Annotated in this window: 17 protein-coding genes; 9 read left to right on the forward strand and 8 right to left on the reverse strand. The window is 41.6% G+C overall.

Annotation, left to right across the window (positions count from 1 at the left end; all coding sequences use genetic code 11):
* Positions 1 to 5639: MG2 domain-containing protein (locus HMPREF9007_RS19130; RefSeq protein ID WP_008760481.1), on the reverse strand; the 5639-nt coding region annotated here is incomplete at its 3' end.
* A 96-nt stretch (positions 5640 to 5735) separates the two neighbouring features.
* Between HMPREF9007_RS19130 and HMPREF9007_RS19125 the strand changes: the two genes are divergently transcribed.
* From HMPREF9007_RS19125 to HMPREF9007_RS19115, 3 genes are all read left to right on the forward strand, one after another.
* On the forward strand, positions 5736 to 6137 hold the full coding sequence (locus HMPREF9007_RS19125) for an FKBP-type peptidyl-prolyl cis-trans isomerase (protein WP_008760482.1): 402 nt from the start codon (positions 5736 to 5738) through the stop codon (positions 6135 to 6137).
* 15 nt (positions 6138 to 6152) lie between these two features.
* Entirely contained in the window at positions 6153 to 6710 is a 558-nt protein-coding gene (locus HMPREF9007_RS19120; RefSeq protein ID WP_022471235.1) for a TlpA disulfide reductase family protein, read from the forward strand.
* A gap of 1184 nt (positions 6711 to 7894) precedes the next feature.
* The gene (locus tag HMPREF9007_RS19115) at positions 7895 to 8812 is read left to right on the forward strand and encodes a HEPN domain-containing protein (protein WP_008760484.1); all 918 of its coding nucleotides are present in this window, start codon (positions 7895 to 7897) and stop codon (positions 8810 to 8812) included.
* A 54-nt stretch (positions 8813 to 8866) separates the two neighbouring features.
* Here the strand turns inward: HMPREF9007_RS19115 and HMPREF9007_RS19110 are convergent, their stop codons facing one another.
* The 7 genes from HMPREF9007_RS19110 to HMPREF9007_RS19085 all read right to left on the reverse strand — a co-directional run bounded on the left by HMPREF9007_RS19110 (position 8867) and on the right by HMPREF9007_RS19085 (position 15112).
* Positions 8867 to 9922: an endonuclease/exonuclease/phosphatase family protein gene (locus HMPREF9007_RS19110; protein WP_008760485.1), complete on the reverse strand. Its 1056-nt coding sequence runs from the start codon at positions 9920 to 9922 to the stop codon at positions 8867 to 8869.
* Between the two features lie 119 nt (positions 9923 to 10041).
* Positions 10042 to 10395, reverse strand: coding sequence for a DUF1622 domain-containing protein (locus HMPREF9007_RS19105; protein WP_008760486.1), 354 nt, complete (start codon positions 10393 to 10395; stop codon positions 10042 to 10044).
* A 164-nt stretch (positions 10396 to 10559) separates the two neighbouring features.
* Entirely contained in the window at positions 10560 to 11843 is a 1284-nt protein-coding gene (locus tag HMPREF9007_RS19100) for a zinc-dependent metalloproteinase lipoprotein (protein WP_008760487.1), read from the reverse strand.
* Positions 11844 to 11957: 114 nt separating this feature from the next.
* Positions 11958 to 12353, reverse strand: a complete 396-nt coding sequence (locus HMPREF9007_RS19095) for a hypothetical protein (protein WP_008760488.1) — start codon at positions 12351 to 12353, stop codon at positions 11958 to 11960.
* Positions 12354 to 12491: 138 nt separating this feature from the next.
* Positions 12492 to 12704: a hypothetical protein gene (locus HMPREF9007_RS27520; RefSeq protein WP_008760489.1), complete on the reverse strand. Its 213-nt coding sequence runs from the start codon at positions 12702 to 12704 to the stop codon at positions 12492 to 12494.
* 676 nt (positions 12705 to 13380) lie between these two features.
* The gene (locus HMPREF9007_RS19090) at positions 13381 to 14391 is read right to left on the reverse strand and encodes a GGGtGRT protein (protein WP_008760490.1); all 1011 of its coding nucleotides are present in this window, start codon (positions 14389 to 14391) and stop codon (positions 13381 to 13383) included.
* Between the two features lie 19 nt (positions 14392 to 14410).
* Positions 14411 to 15112, reverse strand: a complete 702-nt coding sequence (locus HMPREF9007_RS19085) for a nitrogen-fixing protein NifU (protein WP_005677723.1) — start codon at positions 15110 to 15112, stop codon at positions 14411 to 14413.
* Between the two features lie 238 nt (positions 15113 to 15350).
* On the opposite strand from HMPREF9007_RS19085, the gene HMPREF9007_RS19080 reads away from it, so the two are divergent.
* The 6 genes from HMPREF9007_RS19080 to HMPREF9007_RS19055 form a co-directional block, all read left to right on the forward strand.
* Positions 15351 to 15755 (forward strand): HsmA family protein, encoded by a 405-nt coding sequence (locus tag HMPREF9007_RS19080; protein WP_008760491.1) that lies wholly within the window; start codon positions 15351 to 15353, stop codon positions 15753 to 15755.
* A 760-nt stretch (positions 15756 to 16515) separates the two neighbouring features.
* Positions 16516 to 17016, forward strand: a complete 501-nt coding sequence (locus HMPREF9007_RS19075; protein ID WP_029425470.1) for a DMP19 family protein — start codon at positions 16516 to 16518, stop codon at positions 17014 to 17016.
* Between the two features lie 82 nt (positions 17017 to 17098).
* A complete protein-coding gene (locus tag HMPREF9007_RS19070) occupies positions 17099 to 17884 on the forward strand; it encodes a hypothetical protein (protein WP_008760493.1) in 786 nt (261 codons plus the stop codon).
* 26 nt (positions 17885 to 17910) lie between these two features.
* Positions 17911 to 18456 (forward strand): Yip1 family protein, encoded by a 546-nt coding sequence (locus HMPREF9007_RS19065; RefSeq protein WP_008760494.1) that lies wholly within the window; start codon positions 17911 to 17913, stop codon positions 18454 to 18456.
* 9 nt (positions 18457 to 18465) lie between these two features.
* Positions 18466 to 18918: an SsrA-binding protein gene (smpB, locus tag HMPREF9007_RS19060; RefSeq protein ID WP_008760495.1), complete on the forward strand. Its 453-nt coding sequence runs from the start codon at positions 18466 to 18468 to the stop codon at positions 18916 to 18918.
* Between the two features lie 89 nt (positions 18919 to 19007).
* A partial coding sequence (locus tag HMPREF9007_RS19055; RefSeq protein ID WP_008760496.1) for a homocysteine S-methyltransferase family protein occupies positions 19008 to 19729 on the forward strand: 722 nt, incomplete at its 3' end.

Genomic DNA, 19729 nt, shown 5'->3' on the forward strand with positions numbered 1-19729 from the left:
ACAGTCGTTCTTCCCGCTTTGGTGCGTGCCTGTACCGCTGCGTCGTACATAGCTTCGCACTGAATGGCCGGAAGAATGAAGTTACCTGCATAAGTTGCCTGCAACCTTACGGTAAATGTTTTCGATTCACCCCGTCGCAGATCGAAATAAGTCAATACCCGGTCGTCACGAATATCTTTATAGGTGTACTTATCGGCTGAACTTTCCGGAGTATTCGCTTCATTAGAATTGGAAGAGGACGCTTCCGGAACAATCATCCGTTCATTATATATTTCCCATCCGGACGGTATAATATGGGTCAGTGCCAGATTGCTGTAATCGGAAGTACCGCTGATATTGGATAGGGTGACCGCAGACATAAAGTCCGTTCCCTGTCTGATGTCTTTCACGGAAATCGGTGAACCTGCCATATCTGTGTATTTCACATCCAGCCGGATATTATCGGCAATGGCTGGCAGCGTATCATTCAGCAATTGGGTACGTGTAATCAGGTCTACGCTCAATGCTCCTTTGCCTTGATTCTTCACAGAGACTGTTCCCGATTTCGGAGAAGTAGCTATCTCCTTCTCAAATACGGCTTTAGCAGATTTCACGGCGGGCTGTTGCTTGCCGTTCCAGCTCCATGTGAAATCCAGTGTACCGGATAATTGCTCCGCAAGTTGTCCCATTGCCATCAGGGCAAAGGCGGTAGACTGCGTGCTGAACCAGTTTTCCTGTGCCAGATTCTGTGATACCTTCTTTGCCTGTTGCAACGCATCCCGATCCCGTTTCATCAGAATGAGCGTTTCCAGAATCATTGCTTCATCACGGTCGGACGAACCGTAAATCAGATTCATGGAAGAGTAAGGAATGACGGTCGTTTCTGCGTTGTATACTAATTCTCCGGCAGGTTTCATCTTACCGGTCAGCGCGTAGGCGGCTGCCAGTCTCCATTTGGCTTGGATGGAGAGTCCCGGCTGTTCCTTCATGCGGTTCATGGCTCCGTATTCCGGTGCACCGGCCAGTGCAAGGGTATAGAGGCGGAAGGCCTGCTGCAATTCCGATTGCCATATCTGCCAGTTGCTTGCTTCCTGCGGCATACGCCAGTTTTGGGCGGCGGCACGCTGGAAGCGTTTCCATTTGTTCAGTACGTTCGGATGAACGGCATACCCTTTTTCTTGTGCCAGTGTCAGGAACATACCCGTGTAAGAAGTGATCCATTCATCGGCGACGGCGTTGCCCGGCCAGTATACAAATCCGCCGTTGGGAAGCTGGCGGGCATATATCTGCCGGATAGCTTCCTGTACATTCGTCTTTATTTTCTCGGCCTCCTGTTCGTCCACTGCCTTGAACTGGGAGACGAATAAGAGAGGTAATGCTTTGGAAGTCAGTTGCTCTGTGCAATGATGCTGATAGTTGTATAAGAAGTCGAATCTACGGCTGATGTCTACCGACGGAATGCGGGAGATTTCCAGTTGCACCTGATTGTTAGCCGAAGAAGAACCTGCCAGTGTGTATGACAGTTCGGCCTCCTGACCGGCTTCTATCCATTGGCTGTTGCGTAAGGTAACCACCGGATTCGGATTCCGGACTTCTATTTCGATCGTTTCTTTGGTCTGCTGTCCGTTGCCGCTTGCCGTCAGGTGGATGGTTGCCTTTCCGGTTTTGCTGCCTGTTTTCAGAGTGAAGTATGCCAGTTGGTCGCCCGGCTGGTCAAAAGTGAGTGACTGCTGGCGATTGCCCGTGATCTGTACGCCTGCGCCGGATGCTTCCAGCGATACGGTCACGTTCTTCACTTGGTTCTCCATAGCGAATACATTTACCGGAACGGTAATTTCTTCCTGCGTACTCAATACACGGGGCAGAGTAGACAACAGCATGAGCGGTGTCCGCACAAATGCAGTCTTTTCCGCATTTCCGTAAGCGCCGTCCTGTCCGGCAACTACCATCGCACGTACAGAACCCACATACATCGGAAGCTTCAACGTATGTGTCTGTTGCTTGCCTTTCGCAAGATAGAAAGGACCGATGAATTTGACCACCGGTTTGAAACGGTTGGCTTTGGCATCTGCCGGTTTCAGCGAGGCATCTCCACCTGTGCTGAACAATGAACTGTAACGTCCGCCGGAAGCACCCAGCACATCGTCGTACATATCCCATGTACGGATGCCGAGAGCCTCGCGTGCATAAAACTCGTTCCACGGGTCGGGCGTCTTGAAGTTAGTCAGATCGAGCAGACCGTCATCCACAATCGCCAGTGTATAAGTCATCGGTTTTCCGCTTTTCTCGCTGACAGTCACGTTAAAGTCAGTTTCCGGACGCAGCACTTCCGGCATCTTGATCTGCGGTTGCAGAATCGTCTGACGGTTGGTCACAAATACCGGAGCAATGCCGTACATACGGATCGGCAGATCATTGACTGTCTGCGCATGAGGCTGCAACAGGCTGATATGCAGATAAACATTCGGAGCCATTTCCGGTGTAATCTTGAAGGTGAGTTTCGTATCTCCCTGATCGGACACTTCGAGCCATTGCTGCTGCAAGACGGTCGAACCGTTTTCGAGGGATACCAGCGCACGTCCTCCGGCGGCTGCGGGAATGATTGCCGTGGCTGTTTCTCCTATCTCATAAGAATCTTTGTCCAGTGAGAAAGCAAGCATCTTGATGCCGCTCGGGTCTGTCTTGTTCGAACGTCCGCGCCAGTCGGGCCAGTCGATGTAGACGGTTCCTCCGGTAGCGTGTCCGCTTTCACGGTCTTTCACGTACACCAGATAGCGTCCCCAATCCGGATAATTGATGCGGAACTTGAAGGAGGCTTTTCCTCCTGTGGTCTGCAGGTTACCACTGGCAACGGGAGTGATGGAACTGTTGTTGATGTAGGTTCCGAAAGACTCTTCACCGTTTTCCCACCACCAGCTCCAGCTGATCCGGTAGATTTTATATTCCAGATTGGAACGGTTCACCGGCTGTCCCTGATCGTTGACCGTCACGATGTCAAACACATGATCTTTGTCTGTTTCGATATACTTTCCTTTCGGCTGGTTCAGATTGATGCCCACATACGATGTGAACGGAGAGAAGGGAACAGTCTGCGAGTAAATGCTTGCATCTCCTCCCGGTTCGAAAACACGGGTGGTGAGCGTTGCATTCAGCATGCCCGGAGCACCCATTGCTACCGGAAGCTGTATATTGACGCCTGCTCTTCCTTCCGCATCCAGTACCCCGTTGAACACATCCGCCCGGACGGTCGTAAAGTCCGTTGCCGGATTGTTGAACAGGTATTGCCCGTAGTTCTTGAACTGCGTATTGACCTTTGATAAGGACATTTCGACCTTTGCTTTCAGCCGCGATGCGGTGGCTCCCGTCAGCCATGAAGAAGTAAGCGGGGCATATACGTCTTTGCTCGAAGCCTGAAGGATGGTTGGTAAAGCCAGTGTAATCTTCAGACGGTTCGGCTTGATGGTTTCGATGCGCAGACTCTTGTGGAAGGCAGTTCCTCCTACTTTCACGTAGGCATTCCATAATCCGGTGGGATCGTCGGCTTGTGTGGGCACGGCAAATGTATAAAATCCGTTTGTCCCCTGCGTAGAGATCATTTTGGTATAGAACTGTCCTCTTGGATTGTAAATCTCCAATGCTACCGGATGTTTGTCCGGAATACGTTTCTCACGGTCTTCCAGCATGAAGGAAATATGCAGTGTATCTCCCGGACGCCATACGCCTCTCTCGCCATAGATAAATCCTTTCAGACCTTTCTGAATGTCTTTTCCTCCCACATCGAACCGGCTGACCGACTGCTCTTCGCCATCGACCACGCGTACATATGCCTTTTGCTTGTCCGCTTCGGCTACCGCTATGAAAGGAACTCCCTTCGGAGTGATTTCTACCAGCCCTTCACCGTTCGTCTCTCCCTTTCCAATCGGCTGAAGCTGGAAGTTATAAATCGTTACCTGTGCTTTCGCTACCGGCTTCGTATCCAGAATGTTATTTACTGCAATCCACAACTTATTCAGTGAATTACGTTTCACAATCATTCCCAGATTGGAGGCAAAGATATTGCAGGCAGCTATCCGGTCGGAATTCATATAGTAGGACGGATGGCAGGGATTATCCCGTTCTGTCCATCGGTACTGGCTCCAGTCCATCGGCACGCTGCCGTTATAATAATAGTATGTTTCCGGAGTGTCCCATACCGCTTCATCGTCTTCCGACAATGTCTCTCCGCTGACTTTGGTCAGGTTGTCGGAAGACTTGTTGTCCGCGAACTGCATTTCCTTGTTTTCACTTCCTCCGCAAGGATAAGCGGAGTATTCCTGACGGAACGAGAGGATGACACGGTAAATGGCTCCCGGCTCCTGATGAATCAATCCGGCAAGGTCTATCGAATAGTCTTCCCAACGGTGCACATCTTTGGAAGAATCTTTCGCCAGCCACAATGTCTTTTTATAAACCAGTCGTCCCGAACGGCGCAATTCATTGGCTGAGGAGAGCGAGTTGTTCTGCATGAACATCAATACGTTGTTTTCGAAAATACGGATCACGCTCAAATCCACCGCATATAGATTGACGGCGCGGAAGGGGATGATCAGACTCTTCGAATCGGGCAGGATAGCGGCGGAAGTTGCCCTTTCTACCTGCGGTTTCAGGTTCAGTTCGCTGAATGAGATGGAGTGGGAAGTGCCCAGCGGTTTGTCCAGACTGTTTCTTATTCCTTCATGGATGTTCAGCGTCAGTTTGTTCTGTTTGCCGGCTTCGAAGTAAACGAATACTTTATTCTCTTTGATCTGGAAAATAGAGGAAGAAACTTCCGGTACGTCGATGAGTCCTTTCAAGTCCTGTGTGTTGGATACAGGGTCGGAGAATATGATTTCAATTCCGTTTTCCGGTTGGTCGATGCGTACGGCGGACAGGAAGCGGAAACTATTCTTTGCCGGGATCAGAATACTTTCGTTTTGGGTACGGTCGATGCCTGCCGGATTGCCTTTGGCGGTAATTTCCAGTTGGTAATCTTCCGCCTCCCTTGTTATCTGACTGATGCTGAATACGTATCGGGTCGGATGATCTGTCTGGGTGATTTCAATCGGATAGCTTTTGTTCTTTTCGCTTCCGGCTGTGAGCATTTTCTCTACTTCCTCTTTTTTCACTACATCGCTGAAACGTATTTCACCCGTTACGGTCACTTGGTCCGGCTGGGTGGCTGTGACGGTTATCGGATCGGTATGAATGCTAAAGTTTCGTTCCTGCACGCGGAAGGAGAAGTTGAATTCTTCCAGCTTTTTGTCTACATCGACGAAATCTCCCAGGTGGAAGGTTCCTTCGTAAAAGGCACCTGGTTTCAGTGCCCCTTCTTCGGGGACAAATTCAATGGTATTGTTGCTGACCCAATACGTTTTTCCTTTCAATGAAGGAGAGAAACTGAACGGATTGTCTTTCAGTTCCTGATTCAGGTCTACCATCGGCTGGTCTTGTGTCAGTTCTATGCGTATCGTTGAGTTTTGCGAAATCACTCCTCCCGTATAAGCATTGACGTATGGAGCGTATTCGGCAGAAGGAATAATGTCTTTCTGATTACTTTTACAGGACGAAAATCCCGCAATTACTGTCAAAAGAATCAAGAATAGTCCGGCAGCAGTGCTGCATCTGGTTTTAATTTGTCCCATAGCGATGAGGTTTTATGATTCAACAAACAAATATACAGTTTTTATGGAAGATTTCTCTTAAATCTGCTTACTTTTGTACATTCAAATCATGTATTTATGGGAAGAAAGCAAGAATATAAAGAGACGAATTTGGAGTTCTTGAAAGAATTGTCATCGCAGGAAGGTATTTATGCCTTGCCTTGCGGCATCTATTATAAGGTTTTGGAGACCGGTACGGGGACTGTTTTTCCTAATGTGCGGAGTATTGTTACCGTTCATTATAGAGGGAGTCTGATTAACGGTCGGGTGTTCGATAATTCTTATGAACGTAATTGTCCGGAAGCTTTCCGCCTCTGCGATGTAATAGATGGTTGGCAACTGGCGCTCCAACGGATGCGTGCGGGAGATAAATGGATCATCTATATACCTTACACGATGGGATACGGAACCCGTGCATCCGGTCCGATTCCGGCTTTTTCGACATTGGTATTTGAGGTAGAGCTTTTGGGAGTTGCATAACTAACGAAGAAAGATGTGAAAGTGGAAATAAGAAGCAAAGTGGTGATATTGCTATGTATCGTTCTGGCAGTTTTTTCTTCCTGTATCACGGACGATGATGATGACAGGGGAGACTTTGCTCTTGTTGCCGGTGACGCCCTTCCTCAGTTTTCGGTAGAGATGAGTGATGGGGGAGTGTTGAATACGCAGTCATTTAGCGGGAAGGTTGGAGTGATTGTCTTTTTTCATACGGATTGTCCGGATTGTCAGAAAGAACTTCCGGTTATTCAGAAAGTTTATGATACATATAAAGAGAATCCGGATGTATTATTGTCTTGTATCAGCCGTTCGGAATCGGGCTCTGAAGTACAAGCCTATTGGGAAAAACATTCGTTTACCTTGCCTTTTTCCGCTCAGAATGATGATGCTGTCTTTTCGCTTTTTGCTTCCCATACCATTCCCCGTATATTGATAACAGACAAGGAGGGGATTATTCGTGCTGTATATACAGATGATCCTTTGGCGACCTATCAAGAATTGGCAAAAGATATCGATGCTGTCCTAATCGATAAGTTGTCCGGGAATGAACGATAGCTCATTTGTTGCAAATCAACAGGTGGTTTAATCTGGCTTTTTCTATTATTTGTTTTCATTCTTATAGACTGGTGAAAAACTTGTTTGTATCATATATTTACGATATTCCCCGGGAGATTAACAATTTTTATGTCAGTAAATGCAGGGTGGAACGGCAGAAGACTGAAAAAATAAAAAGATGATCTCTTGATTGATTATCAGGATTTTAATTGTTGTGCTATCCCTACAGAAAAGTAAATCTACTGACACTACTGACAACTGACACCTTAAGGCCTCTTTACAGAGAATACATCCAAGAGGAATGGATGAGTATGTAAATTAAAATGCCTTTAAATAACTCTTAATCACTGAAGTTCCGCAAATTCTTTATATTATTGACAAACAGTAGTATCTCAATTGGGAGTGACTAAAAAGTCGGTAGTATCTTAAGTCTCCTCCCAGGAGGGAGGGGAATTAAGATAGTTTGGATAACGCAAAAGTAACTTGCGAAACTTGAATTAATCATAGTTTACTAATAACTTTGTCATCACTGGAAGAAAGAAGCCTATTCAACGCTGTTGAATTTGTATTCCTACCTTCGTCCGGTTATTCATATTTGTTGTAGTGTATATATTTACAAATGAATGAATGGAAAAGTACTGCCACTAAATGCTCCATACTGACAGAGTGTGCATGGAATTAATATTTTATATGTTTATAATGTGTTGATAATTAGTAATGTATGCAAACGGAAAAAGAAATGTTATTATTAAAGAAACGCTAAAGTGGCAGTTGTCAGTGTCAGTAGGGAATAAAGGACTTTTTAATGGTGCAAATAGTATACATATGTGAGTGCGAAAGAACAGAAATACAAAGAGAAAAGAACGAAAAGTGAAAGGAAATGAGGCAGAGGAGTGTAACGATTGAAGTACTTGAAGAGGGAAAATGATGTACAAGAATGTAAGAAGTAAAGTACTGGAGTTGAGAGTTTGAAGTACTTGAGTTGGAAGTATGAAGTACGAGAAACTGCAAGATGAAGTACAAGAGTTGATGGGAGTAAGTACTAGAATCAATGGAATGAAAAATAGCAGACATGCCATTTCTTAGTATAACACACTATCAAAGTCTTGAAAAAAGCGTTTCAATACAATCATTAATACACTGATTTAAGTTATCTTTGCGGTTAAGAATAGATGATTGTCATTATGAAAAGATCAATAAAGCGTTTGCCCAAACGCACACAGGAAGAGTTGGCAGTGCTGCAAGAACTGATATTGCAGTACCTTGTGAATGTACGTATGATTATCCTTTATGGGAGTTATGCACGTGGAGAATATGTCATTTGGGATGAAACATACGACGAACGAGGTGGACTTACTTACTACCAAAGTGACCTTGATATTCTGGTGATATGTGATACGGGCGATGCTGTTAAAGCAGAGAATCATGCGAACGCCTTTGTCGTTCCTAAGTATGATAAACGAATGGAAGGGAAGCGGCACCCGGCACCACCGCAAATCATTGTTGAAAGCACGACGACCGTTAATCGGGCTATAAGAAGAAAACATTATTTTTTTTATGAGATCATAAAAGATGGCATTCTATTATATGACGACGGCACGTTTCAGATTGGCAAACCTGAGAAGTTGCCGTATCGGGAAATTAAGCAATATGCGGAGGAAGAATATGCAGGATGTTTCGACATGGCAGAGGGATTATTAAGACATGGAAAATTGGCTCAAGTGGAAAAAGAATATAAATTAGGTTCATTCTTTTTACATCAAGCTTGCGAACGTTACTACAAGACGTATATGCTTGTCCATAGTGGCACTCGCCCTAAATCCCATAAATTGGAAGTGTTGGGCCCGATGGCTAAAAGCCGTTCACGAGGTTTCGCGAATGTATTTCCAGTTAATACTCCCGAAGATAGAGAAGCGTTTGATAAATTATGTCGGGCGTATATCGAAGCTCGGTACAACCGACTATTCACTGTCAGTGAAGAACAATACGAATACATGCTGGCACGAACGGAAGCATTGCGCGAGGTGACTATTCGGGAGTGTGCCGCACGCATTGCGTATTATGATAAGATGATAGAGAAGGAAGAGAATTCTCTGATTTGAAGCTTTGGAATTTTAGGGTGACGCACGATGAAAGTCACCCTACTCAATATACTATTACCGTTTCTTCCGAATCTTAAATGTAGCAAGATTACCTTTATGGTCGCTGGGCCAAATACAAGAAGGCGTCAGAATCTTATCTTTAGAATCGTTTTCTGTTATTTTTCCCCGGACAACTGTTTCGGAGGGACCTACCAACTTGCTATTCTTCATGGAAAGCATCGACTCCAATGGATAATAATAAATGAAATCAATCCGGTCACGTTCGTCTGCCTCAGGCGCCCAAGCCAACTTTTCCAGTTTAGCCTCTTCTGCGAGTTTGTTTCCGGCTGGGAATGTAAAACCGGGATATCGAACTGTATTGGGATATTTTTCGCGATATGTATCTTTGAATCCTGCTTTGCTCAACATCATTGAGCAGTCCCAATGAATGACAGCCCCATTATGATCCCACAAATCCTTTGTATCTGCCTGCCAGTCTAAATGAGAGGGCTCATTAAAATCTCCTCCCATGATTATCGGGCGGCCTTGTTGAATGTCAGATTGTACTTCCTGAATAAAAGCACGGATGGTTTCATCCCGGAAAGACTGTCTGTTTGCTTTCAAGACTTCTTCTTCATCCGTTATCGGCTTATCCATTTTCTTCCAGGTAGTACCATTATATCCACGTGGCATATAGCATTGATAATGCCGGTAGTCCAAATGACAAGAATAGAAAGATACGGGTTGGCCTTCGATTGTTGCAACCATTTTCACCATAGCACGACCTTCGTCACCAGGTACGATGCAGCATTTGGTCCAACTGTCCGGCTTGAATTTACTCAAAACACCGATTGCAAGATCAAACGTTTCACCATAGTAATGTTTTCCTCTCTTCTCCAGCTCTTCGATCACATGAGGGATAAACTGTTTTCCGTCTCTGATTTCGCACAGAAAAACGACATCCGCATCCATCTGATCCAGTACATCAATAATGCCTTGATCTCCGTTGGGTACTTTAGTACATCCATGCCACAGGTTTAATTGGAAAACGGTAAAAGTGTCTTTCGCTTTTGCATGGCAAACATTGACCAGACAAAACAAGCAAAGTAATAATAGTAAGTTCTTTTTCATATCGTGTCTTTTATATTCTTTGGAATTTCAGTCATTGTGAAATTCATTGATATATTCCATACCATAGGTCATTAAGAATTCATGCAAAAGTAATACATTTTTTATTTATTCCAATCTATTTATGTGCTTTTTGAATTTTCTTCTTCGGCCAGTTCTTTTATTTCTTTATTCAGAAAGACTGATAATACAGTTCTTACTATAACTACACCTCCTAAAATAGCCAGTTCGTCTAAAGTCGGGTCTACTACGGTCTTTAGTATGTCTGATGCAATTAGAAATTCTAATCCCAATAAGAGGTAACTGCCGAAATCAGCTCTCAGCCGCCGGACATTATTGATGGTATAGGTTCCGTTGATCCGTTTGAATTCGTTACGGAGAAAAGCGATGAATCCTACGAATACTCCATAGGTTACAATCAATAAGCTGATTACGCCAATGATGGTGGCCAGTATGTTTAAAAATGTCAGTAGCATCGTTTCATGATGTTTGGTTATATTGTAATAACAAGTTATCCTGTATAAAAGTTTTGTATTGTGATGTAGAAAACGGATAATTAGTTATTGTCAAATTCCTGACATTTGACTACTATGGAGGAACAGTCGATGAAATACTTGCTGCCCCGTTTTACCTGATTATGTTATTTCATTATACATATTGGCAAATTCAATCTGCCTTGTACGCCTCTGGTATCTATTCTGCTTTCTTTGGGACCTGGAATCAGTGGGCTATAGTTTAAGATATGGCGTATTCTTTTTCGTTGTTCTAAAGTTATTTCATTATAAAAGCAATATGCATAGTCCATAATGTTGTGTGCTTCATATTCTCCTTTTTCACAGCTATATCGTTTAGCTAAATCTTTTAATTGATATTTATTCTGCTTATCCAAATTGTTAAGCCATTGTTCATACTCACTACGGTTATAACTGGGAGTATCTTTGCAATAATCAGTATCGGTACACATTGAAGTGGTCCCTCCTTCTGAGAATACATGACGTAATCCTAAATAGTGTCCGAGTTCGTGTGCTAATGTTATTGCAGCATCGTTTTGATTAATTCTTTCATCTGTACTTTGCTCATAAATATATGAACTATTGATCGATATACAATATGGGAAACTCAAATTCTCTAAAGTGATCCACGAAGCTGATACCTGTTGAGTCCCTTCTAAAAAAAAGTCCTTTAAACTATATGGAAATGTAGATATGCCTAAAATCTGCGAATCCGTAAAAGGATATACCATTATGTTAATGTATTCATTGGGTTCCCATAGTAAAGATGTATATTTTCCTGTATTATCTCTCATAAACTTTTCGCAATCAATAGGAAGCTCATTAAATGGCACTCTTTCTACTCCAGGTTCTGGTAATGTGGTTCCATTCTTATCTTTGGTTGCTAATACAAATTCGAGATTTATATCAATTCCACATTTTTCAGATTGATAGAAATGGTTAGTTCGCACTAATACATCTTTTAAATGGTCTTCTTTTATATATTGATTTATGTCATTTTCGTTTTGATAAAGAACATGGAAAATAACGGGTAATTGATAGTGTATTTTATCTAAATCTGGATTAACTTCTCCTTTTTGTTGTGAAATCTTGATTGTTTGGTTTATCCCTTGGGCGGATATGATTAGATTAGTTTGTCTGTTTGCATGTTTGGTGTTAGCTAGAATTTTTATAGTAAGTATATCGTTTCCTTCTCCTTGATATTTGTCTGGTATGCACCAATCAGCTGAATTTGCGATGATCCATTCAGAATTAGATGTGATAGCAACAGTTATTTTCCCTCCGTTATTGTCGATGTTGCGGAAGATGTTTTGTGAAATTTCAAGTTTTATATCATCGATTTTCTCTGAATGATCACAGCTTGTGGCTAGAAATAGTAATGTAAAGAGAATAGTGTTATATACAATTTTCATAGCTTTTATTTATAAAAGCCGTAATTTCTCATTTTCAAGAAAAGGGAAATTACGGCTTTGGGATATTTGTAACCTTTACTGAATTTCTACTTTTACTGTAAAGATTGGTGGGCTTTAATCACGAGTTCCGGTAAAAGTGGTCATACTTCCTGCATTATTAAGGAAACTTATAGTCATTGCTTTACCTGTAACAGTTATGTTGATACCAGATGAGCTTTCGCTTGAAAGAATGTATTGATTGCCTTCTTTAGTAACATTGTAATTTTCACTACCGTTATCTGTGTAGAAGTCAGCGGTAACTTTTACTACAGAAGAAGATACTTTGGTGACAGTGACTACATATGCATCAGCTGTAACATTAGTTCCAACTTTGAGTTTACCTGTATAAACTCCTGCTATGCTGGCACTGAAATCACCAGACGTTTCATCATCATCATCTCCACATGATACAAATGACAGGCTTGATATAAGCACAATCATCAACATACTTAAAATTCTAAATTGTTTCATCTTTTTTGTTTTTAATGTGTAATCTTTTTAGTCATATACTTTGGTTGTCTTAAAAAACTTTGCAAAGATACATGCTCTTTAAACATAAATATCCTTTTAATTGTTGCTGTTTTATATACAAGGTTGTAGAAGATATTTCTATGTTCTGTTGTTATATATATCAGAATATATTTGGAAGAAATTGTATTCTAATATAATGGATATACGTAACAACAGTTCTGTATCTAAGCTCTGTCTTCTAAATATATTATATACATTAGTTCGATCGCAATAGAGTCGTCTTGCGAACCATGTGACCGAGCGTTCTTGGCGATGGAGCTCTTTTTCAATAATTTGTCCGATGTGTGTCATACTGGATTATTTTCGAGAGTTTATTTTATGTAATTCTTTATTTTCTAAAATTCTCTCTTTATATCCTCTTCTCTTTTTAATAATTTATGGATATTATTATCTCATTGCAAAGATATGTTATAAGCTGGTTCATGGTAAGAATTTGTTGTAGAGAACTAAACAACGATAGTGTAGATTATTTGTAACAATCATCATCTTTTTTATAAAAATAGGAGAGTGCCTTATAAAAAATACTCTCCTGTATAATAATAAGTAACTTTTATTACTTAGCTAAGGCCTGAGCTACGTCTACAGCGCAAGCCACAGTGCAACTTACCATTGGGGGGGTACCAATTCCCAAGAATCCTATCATTTCGGCTTCTTGTAAACTATAGCAATCTGTTATTAATCAATACTATAATAGTTATTCATAAATGATTTGAGTTGGCAAAAGATATTAACTCTTCGATTTGCCCTCTCTCATAGCTTTCTGCTGGTTCAAGCGTTCCTGCTGCTTCTTTTGATTATGATTTTATGTAAATGTAGCTATTCATTGTATATAAATCTATCATTCAACAATTCTAAATGATAGGTGAGATAAGGTATCTAAAACTACCATCTACTTCAAATTACCACAAATAAAAAACTCCTGTAATCACATGGACTACAGGAGTTTATTTATATAATGTAACTTTAATTACTTAGCCAAAGCCTGAGCTACGTCTACAGCACAAGCCACTGTACATCCTACCATCGGGTTGTTACCAATTCCCAGGAATCCCATCATTTCTACGTGAGCAGGAACTGATGAAGAACCAGCGAACTGAGCGTCTGAGTGCATACGACCCATTGTATCTGTCATACCATAAGAAGCCGGACCAGCTGCCATGTTATCGGGGTGAAGAGTACGGCCTGTACCACCACCGGAAGCAACTGAGAAGTATGGCTTACCAGCCAATACACGTTCTTTCTTATAAGTACCGGCAACCGGGTGTTGGAAACGAGTCGGGTTAGTAGAGTTACCTGTGATAGATACGTCTACGCCTTCTTTCCACATGATAGCTACACCTTCGCGAACATCGTCAGCACCGTAGCATTTTACTTTTGCACGAGGACCGTCAGAGTAAGCGATTTCGCGAACTACTTTCAGCTCACCAGTGAAATAATCAAACTGAGTCTGAACATAAGTAAAACCATTGATACGAGAGATGATCTGAGCAGCGTCTTTTCCAAGACCGTTCAGGATGCAACGCAATGGCTCTTTACGTACTTTGTCTGCTTTTGCAGCGATTTTGATAGCACCTTCAGCAGCAGCGAAAGATTCGTGACCTGCAAGGAATGCGAAACATTTAGTTTCTTCGCGAAGCAACATAGCAGCCAGGTTACCATGACCGATACCAACCTTACGGTCGTCAGCTACAGAACCCGGGATACAGAATGCCTGCAAACCGATACCGATAGCTTCAGCAGCTTCAGCAGCGTTTGTGCAGTTCTTCTTAAGAGCAATTGCAGTACCTACCACATAAGCCCATTTTGCGTTTTCAAAACAGATAGGCTGAGTTTCTTCACACGTTTTATAAGGATCAAGTCCGGCAGCTTCGCAGATTGCGTTAGCTTCTTCGATGTCTTTGATGCCGTTAGCGTTCAAGGCTTCAATGATACCTTTGATACGACGGTCTTGGCTTTCGAATTTTACTTCTCTAATCATAGTTTCTTTCCTCCTTATATTATTCGTGACGTGGATCAATGTGTTTAACTGCTCCCTGTTCTGCTGTTACACGACCATAAGTACCTGTAACTTTCTTCAATGCTTCGTTAGCATCAGTTCCCTTCTTGATTTCATCCATGAATTTACCCATGTGAACGAATTCGTATCCACAGATTTCATCATTCTTATCCAAGAAGATATTTTTGATGTAACCTTCAGCCATTTCAAGGTAACGAGGACCTTTAGCCAGAGTACCATAAAGGGTACCTACCTGGCTGCGCAGACCTTTACCTAAGTCTTCCAGACCTGCACCGATAATCAAACCACCTTCAGAGAAAGCAGACTGAGTGCGTCCGTAAACGATTTGCAGGAAGAGTTCGCGCATAGCTGTGTTGATTGCGTCGCAAACAAGGTCAGTGTTCAGTGCTTCGAGGATTGTTTTACCCGGAAGGATTTCAGCAGCCATAGCAGCTGAGTGAGTCATACCGGAACATCCGATAGTCTCAACTAAAGCTTCCTGGATAACGCCTTCTTTAACATTCAGTGTCAGTTTACAAGCACCCTGCTGAGGAGCACACCAACCGATACCGTGTGTCAAACCTGAAATATCAACGATTTCTTTAGATTTTACCCATTTGCCTTCTTCGGGTATGGGAGCCGGTCCGTGGTTAGGACCCTTCTTTACAACACACATGTGTTCCACTTCGTGTGAATAAGTCATAATTAGCTCTTTTTTTTAGTGATATAATTAAAAATACGTAGTCACGATTCTCTAAATCGCCCACAAAGGTAGTCGATTTATTTGTTTCTGCAAATCGCCATATCTTACTTTTTTGTGAAAAGTGACAAATCCGTTTACGTTTTTTCTTCGTTTGCTAAGTCGGGATTGCATTTGTGAAAGATTGCTATGCGTCGAACTATCTATTCGTTGCTTTGTTGTTATCTGAAATATAAATTTTATGGAACTCAATCAGGTTGATATACATTATTTGATAGCGGCAATCTGCGTTATTTCATCTGCATTGGTATTTTATACTATCGGTGTATGGGGAGAAAGGCTGCAAAAGAAACTGAAGTTATGGCATATTATTTTCTTTCTTTTAGGATTGGTGTCTGATGCAGTCGGGACCAGCCTGATGGAGCATATTGCCGAATTAACGCATTTGCATGATGAAATCCACACGGTAACGGGGACGATTGCCATTCTTCTGATGTTTGTACATGCTTCATGGGCGATATGGACTTATGTGAAGGGATCTGCCGAGGCGAAAAGGCATTTTAATCGTTTTAGTATCGTCGTTTGGTGCATTTGGTTAATACCTTATTTAATAGGTATGGCCATAGGAATGCATTTACATGCATAAATAATTATATGTTTTTGCATTAGATAGACTTAAAAGAGTTCCTTCTTTCAGCTAACTCCTGCAAAGAAAAAAATATTTTAGTCTCACGGTCTCACTGTTTTTGTGTAATCTGCATATAATTAGTATATTACAGAATGAGAGATACTTTTCAAATAGGTATCTCTCATTATTTTCTCCCTAGAATCGCTTCATTTCAGTCTATCTCTCACTCTTTTTGGGGGATATCCCTCATTTCATTTCTTTGCCCTTTGCGTAAGTAGTTGCCGAATGCATCTAGCATCTTGGTTGCTGTTTACTTGTTGTTTATATATTATGTTACTTATCTCTATGGCATTTGATGCCTTTATTCGTGTGTTATTTTACCGACATCTTCATCGTTCCACCCGGGTGAACCGATCGTTGCACCCTTGTAAACAGGTCTGCGCACCTAGGTAGACATGCTTGTTCACCTGGGTGGAACGATGAAGAACTCCCTTTGAAAATGCGACAATAATAGTTGTAAAGCAGGTTATTATAGGGTTGTTTGCATACTATTGAACGGTAAAAGAAATGTGCTTAAAGGGTTTTTCGGGAAAGGGAAAGTATATCGGTATGCAATTATCTGGCGGATATCGGAAAGCAGAATGAGATATCCTGTTTTCATGGGTTTGAATTAAATTAATTCCGCCAACAGGTATGTTTTAGTGAGAATGTAGCGGTATTACTAGATAGATATAGAATAAAATTAGTAGCTTTGCTGAATAATTTATTGAACAAAGCTATGATAGAAGTTATGGAGTCCGCTTTACAGAAAGCTGCGGGCGAAGGAATGGATGAATTTATCCAGGTATTTACTGATAAATATAAGGAAGTAATCGGTGGTGAATTGACTGCTGACACGATGCCGTTGTTGACGGGTGAACAGCATTCATTGCTGGCTTATCAGATTTTTCGTGATGAAATAATGTTCGGCGGATTCTGTCAGTTGATTCAGAACGGTTATGGCGGATATATCTTTGATAATCCTTTTGCAAAAGTGATGCGTCTGTGGGGGGCGGAAGAGTTTTCTAAATTGGTATATAAAGCCAAGAAGATATATGATGCCAACCGGAAGGATCTTGAAAAAGAACGGACGGATGATGAATTCATGGCGATGTATGAGCAATATGAGGCTTTTGATGATTTGGAAGAGGCATATTTAGATATGGAGGAACAAGTGACAACACTGGTTGCCAGCTATGTAGATAATCATCTGGAACTTTTTGCAAAAATAATAAAGTAAACGATGCAGTATTTTTTAAGTATCTGCATTTATTAATTGTGAATTAGAATTTATATCTTTGCAAACTCTAAAAAATATGTTTATGAAACAAATGAAATTTTTATTAGTAGCTTTAATGACGGTTTTAATGGGGATGTCTGTTACTTCTTGTATGAATGGGGATGATAATACGATATATACCGGACCTGCGTTCGCAAAATGTACAAACTATTTTCCTGCTACATTTGAATTGGCTAATGGGCAGAAATTAGTTGTGAATGAATTGTCAATGCCTAACTTGAATATAGGAGAAATCTATTTCTTTTACTATCAGTTTGACACAGCGCAACAGCCAGGGAATTCTCAGACTCTTGATGTAACACTTTATGCAGGAAGTACTCCGACTTCTATTAGTGCAAAATCTACTGAAGGACCAGAGAAAGCGGCAGATTATAACGAAGCTACTGCACCTTTATATACTTTTAATAGCGATACATCAACTCAGCCGGGAATACTTTTTGATCAATATCTTGTAATTCCTATTATGTATTGGGTAAAAGTAGAGAGTACAGACGAAAAGCAGAAAGAAGAACTTAATAAGCATTCTTTTATACTCACATATGATTTTGATGAATTGGCATCAGGGTCAACTGAACTTGTATTGAATCTTAATCATGTGATTAAAGATGGTTCAGAGGAGACTGTGACTCGTGATAAGTATACTTCTACTTATAAGGCATATAATCTGTCTAGTGTTATTTATGCATTCAAACAAGCTACTGGAGTAGAACCAACTAAAATAAAAGTAAATGCAAAGACCAACTCCTCAAAGAATTCTTTGGATGGTGCCGCAAATTCAACGTGGAGTGAAACACTTAAAACAAATTGAACTACAAAGAATTATTTAATATAGCAATGAAATTGATTTCCTCTCCGGCCAAGGCCTGGGAGGAAATTTCTATGGAAGAGGATAGGCGAAAAGTTTTTATGGCTTTTGTCTATCCTATGATTGGTTTATGCGGTTTGTCCGTCTTTATCGGCTCTTTGCTGACGAATGGATGGGGAGGACCGCAAAGTTTTCAAATAGCGATGACCAATTGTTGTGCCGTAGCTGTGGCATTGTTTGGTGGTTACTTTCTGGCGGCCTATGCAATTAACGAAATGGGAGTAAGAATGTTTGGGATGCCTGCCAATGCTCCGTTGACACAACAGTTTGCCGGATACGCACTTGTTGTTCCCTTCTTGCTTCAGATTGTGACCGGACTTTTGCCTGATTTTAGAATTATTGCCTGGCTATTTCAGTTCTACATTGTCTATGTAGTATGGGAAGGAGCTCCCATATTGATGCAAGTGGAGGAAAAAGTACGATTGAAATACACCCTTTTCTCATCAGTTTTGTTAATACTATGTCCGACGGTGATTCAAATTGTATTTAGTAAGTTGATAGCCATACTTAATTAATGTGTAAAGATGAAACAACCTTCTGTAAATATCAAGAATAAACGTGCTACATTTGACTATGAGTTGATGGATACCTACACGGCAGGTATCGTATTGACAGGCACGGAAATTAAATCCATTCGTTTAGGAAAAGCAAGTCTGGTGGATACGTTTTGTTATTTTGCGAAAGGCGAATTATGGGTAAAGAATATGCATATCGCCGAGTACTTCTATGGTTCGTACAATAATCATACAGCTCGTAGAGACAGAAAGTTGTTGCTTAATAAGAAAGAATTGGAGAAAATTCAACGGGGAATGAAAGACCCCGGTTTTACTACCGTTCCTGTGCGTTTGTTTATCAACGAAAAAGGTTTGGCGAAACTGGTCGTTGCTTTGGCGAAAGGTAAAAAACAGTACGATAAACGGGAATCAATTAAAGAAAAAGATGACCGCAGAGACATGGCCCGAATGTTTAAGCGATAAGATGGCTTTATAGCGTAATAGTAAGATAAGATCGTGATAGGTCTAAGATAGGCAGAGTGACAATTAGGTGTTAATGTAATAAGGTAAGAATGAAAAAGACAATTTCTCAGATTGTATCCGAGCGTATTCTGATTCTGGATGGCGCAATGGGCACAATGATCCAACAATATAATCTTAAAGAAGAAGATTTTCGTGGTGAACGTTTTGCGCATATTCCCGGTCAGTTGAAGGGGAATAATGATTTGTTGTGTCTGACTCGCCCCGATGTCATTCAAGATATCCATCGTAAATACCTGGAAGCAGGTGCGGATATTATCGAGACCAATACATTCAGTTCTACAACTGTCTCAATGGCGGATTATCATGTAGAAGAATATGTGCGCGAAATCAATCTTGCCGCTACCAGACTGGCACGTGAACTGGCGGACGAATATACGGCAAAGAGTCCGGATAAACCGCGTTTTGTTGCAGGCTCCGTTGGACCTACTAATAAAACCTGTTCTATGAGCCCGGATGTGAACAATCCGGCGTTTCGTGCCTTGTCTTATGACGAACTGGCTGCCTCTTACCAGCAGCAAATGGAAGCCATGCTGGAAGGTGGGGTGGATGCCATTCTTATCGAAACCATATTTGATACGCTGAATGCGAAAGCTGCCATCTTTGCAGCCGGACAGGCTATGAAGGTGACAGGAATAGAAGTCCCTGTTATGTTGTCTGTGACGGTATCCGATATCGGCGGACGTACATTGTCCGGACAGACTTTGGAAGCTTTCCTTGCTTCTGTGCAGCATGCCAATATATTTTCAGTCGG

Source organism: Bacteroides sp. 1_1_14 (assembly GCF_000162515.1).
GTDB lineage: Bacteria > Bacteroidota > Bacteroidia > Bacteroidales > Bacteroidaceae > Bacteroides > Bacteroides thetaiotaomicron.

Bases quoted from the DNA above. Each gene is read 5' to 3' on its own strand.
- smpB (WP_008760495.1), top strand. From the start codon at position 18,466: ATGAAACAACCTTCTGTAAATATCAAGAATAAACGTGCTACATTTGAC.
- HMPREF9007_RS19070 (WP_008760493.1), top strand. From the start codon at position 17,099: ATGAAACAAATGAAATTTTTATTAGTAGCTTTAATGACGGTTTTAATG.
- HMPREF9007_RS19075 (WP_029425470.1), top strand. From the start codon at position 16,516: ATGATAGAAGTTATGGAGTCCGCTTTACAGAAAGCTGCGGGCGAAGGA.
- HMPREF9007_RS19105 (WP_008760486.1), bottom strand. From the start codon at position 10,395: ATGCTACTGACATTTTTAAACATACTGGCCACCATCATTGGCGTAATC.
- HMPREF9007_RS19085 (WP_005677723.1), bottom strand. From the start codon at position 15,112: ATGACTTATTCACACGAAGTGGAACACATGTGTGTTGTAAAGAAGGGT.
- HMPREF9007_RS19090 (WP_008760490.1), bottom strand. From the start codon at position 14,391: ATGATTAGAGAAGTAAAATTCGAAAGCCAAGACCGTCGTATCAAAGGT.
- HMPREF9007_RS19100 (WP_008760487.1), bottom strand. From the start codon at position 11,843: ATGAAAATTGTATATAACACTATTCTCTTTACATTACTATTTCTAGCC.
- HMPREF9007_RS19095 (WP_008760488.1), bottom strand. From the start codon at position 12,353: ATGAAACAATTTAGAATTTTAAGTATGTTGATGATTGTGCTTATATCA.
- HMPREF9007_RS27520 (WP_008760489.1), bottom strand. From the start codon at position 12,704: ATGACACACATCGGACAAATTATTGAAAAAGAGCTCCATCGCCAAGAA.
- HMPREF9007_RS19065 (WP_008760494.1), top strand. From the start codon at position 17,911: ATGAAATTGATTTCCTCTCCGGCCAAGGCCTGGGAGGAAATTTCTATG.
- HMPREF9007_RS19115 (WP_008760484.1), top strand. From the start codon at position 7,895: ATGAAAAGATCAATAAAGCGTTTGCCCAAACGCACACAGGAAGAGTTG.
- HMPREF9007_RS19110 (WP_008760485.1), bottom strand. From the start codon at position 9,922: ATGAAAAAGAACTTACTATTATTACTTTGCTTGTTTTGTCTGGTCAAT.
- HMPREF9007_RS19125 (WP_008760482.1), top strand. From the start codon at position 5,736: ATGGGAAGAAAGCAAGAATATAAAGAGACGAATTTGGAGTTCTTGAAA.
- HMPREF9007_RS19080 (WP_008760491.1), top strand. From the start codon at position 15,351: ATGGAACTCAATCAGGTTGATATACATTATTTGATAGCGGCAATCTGC.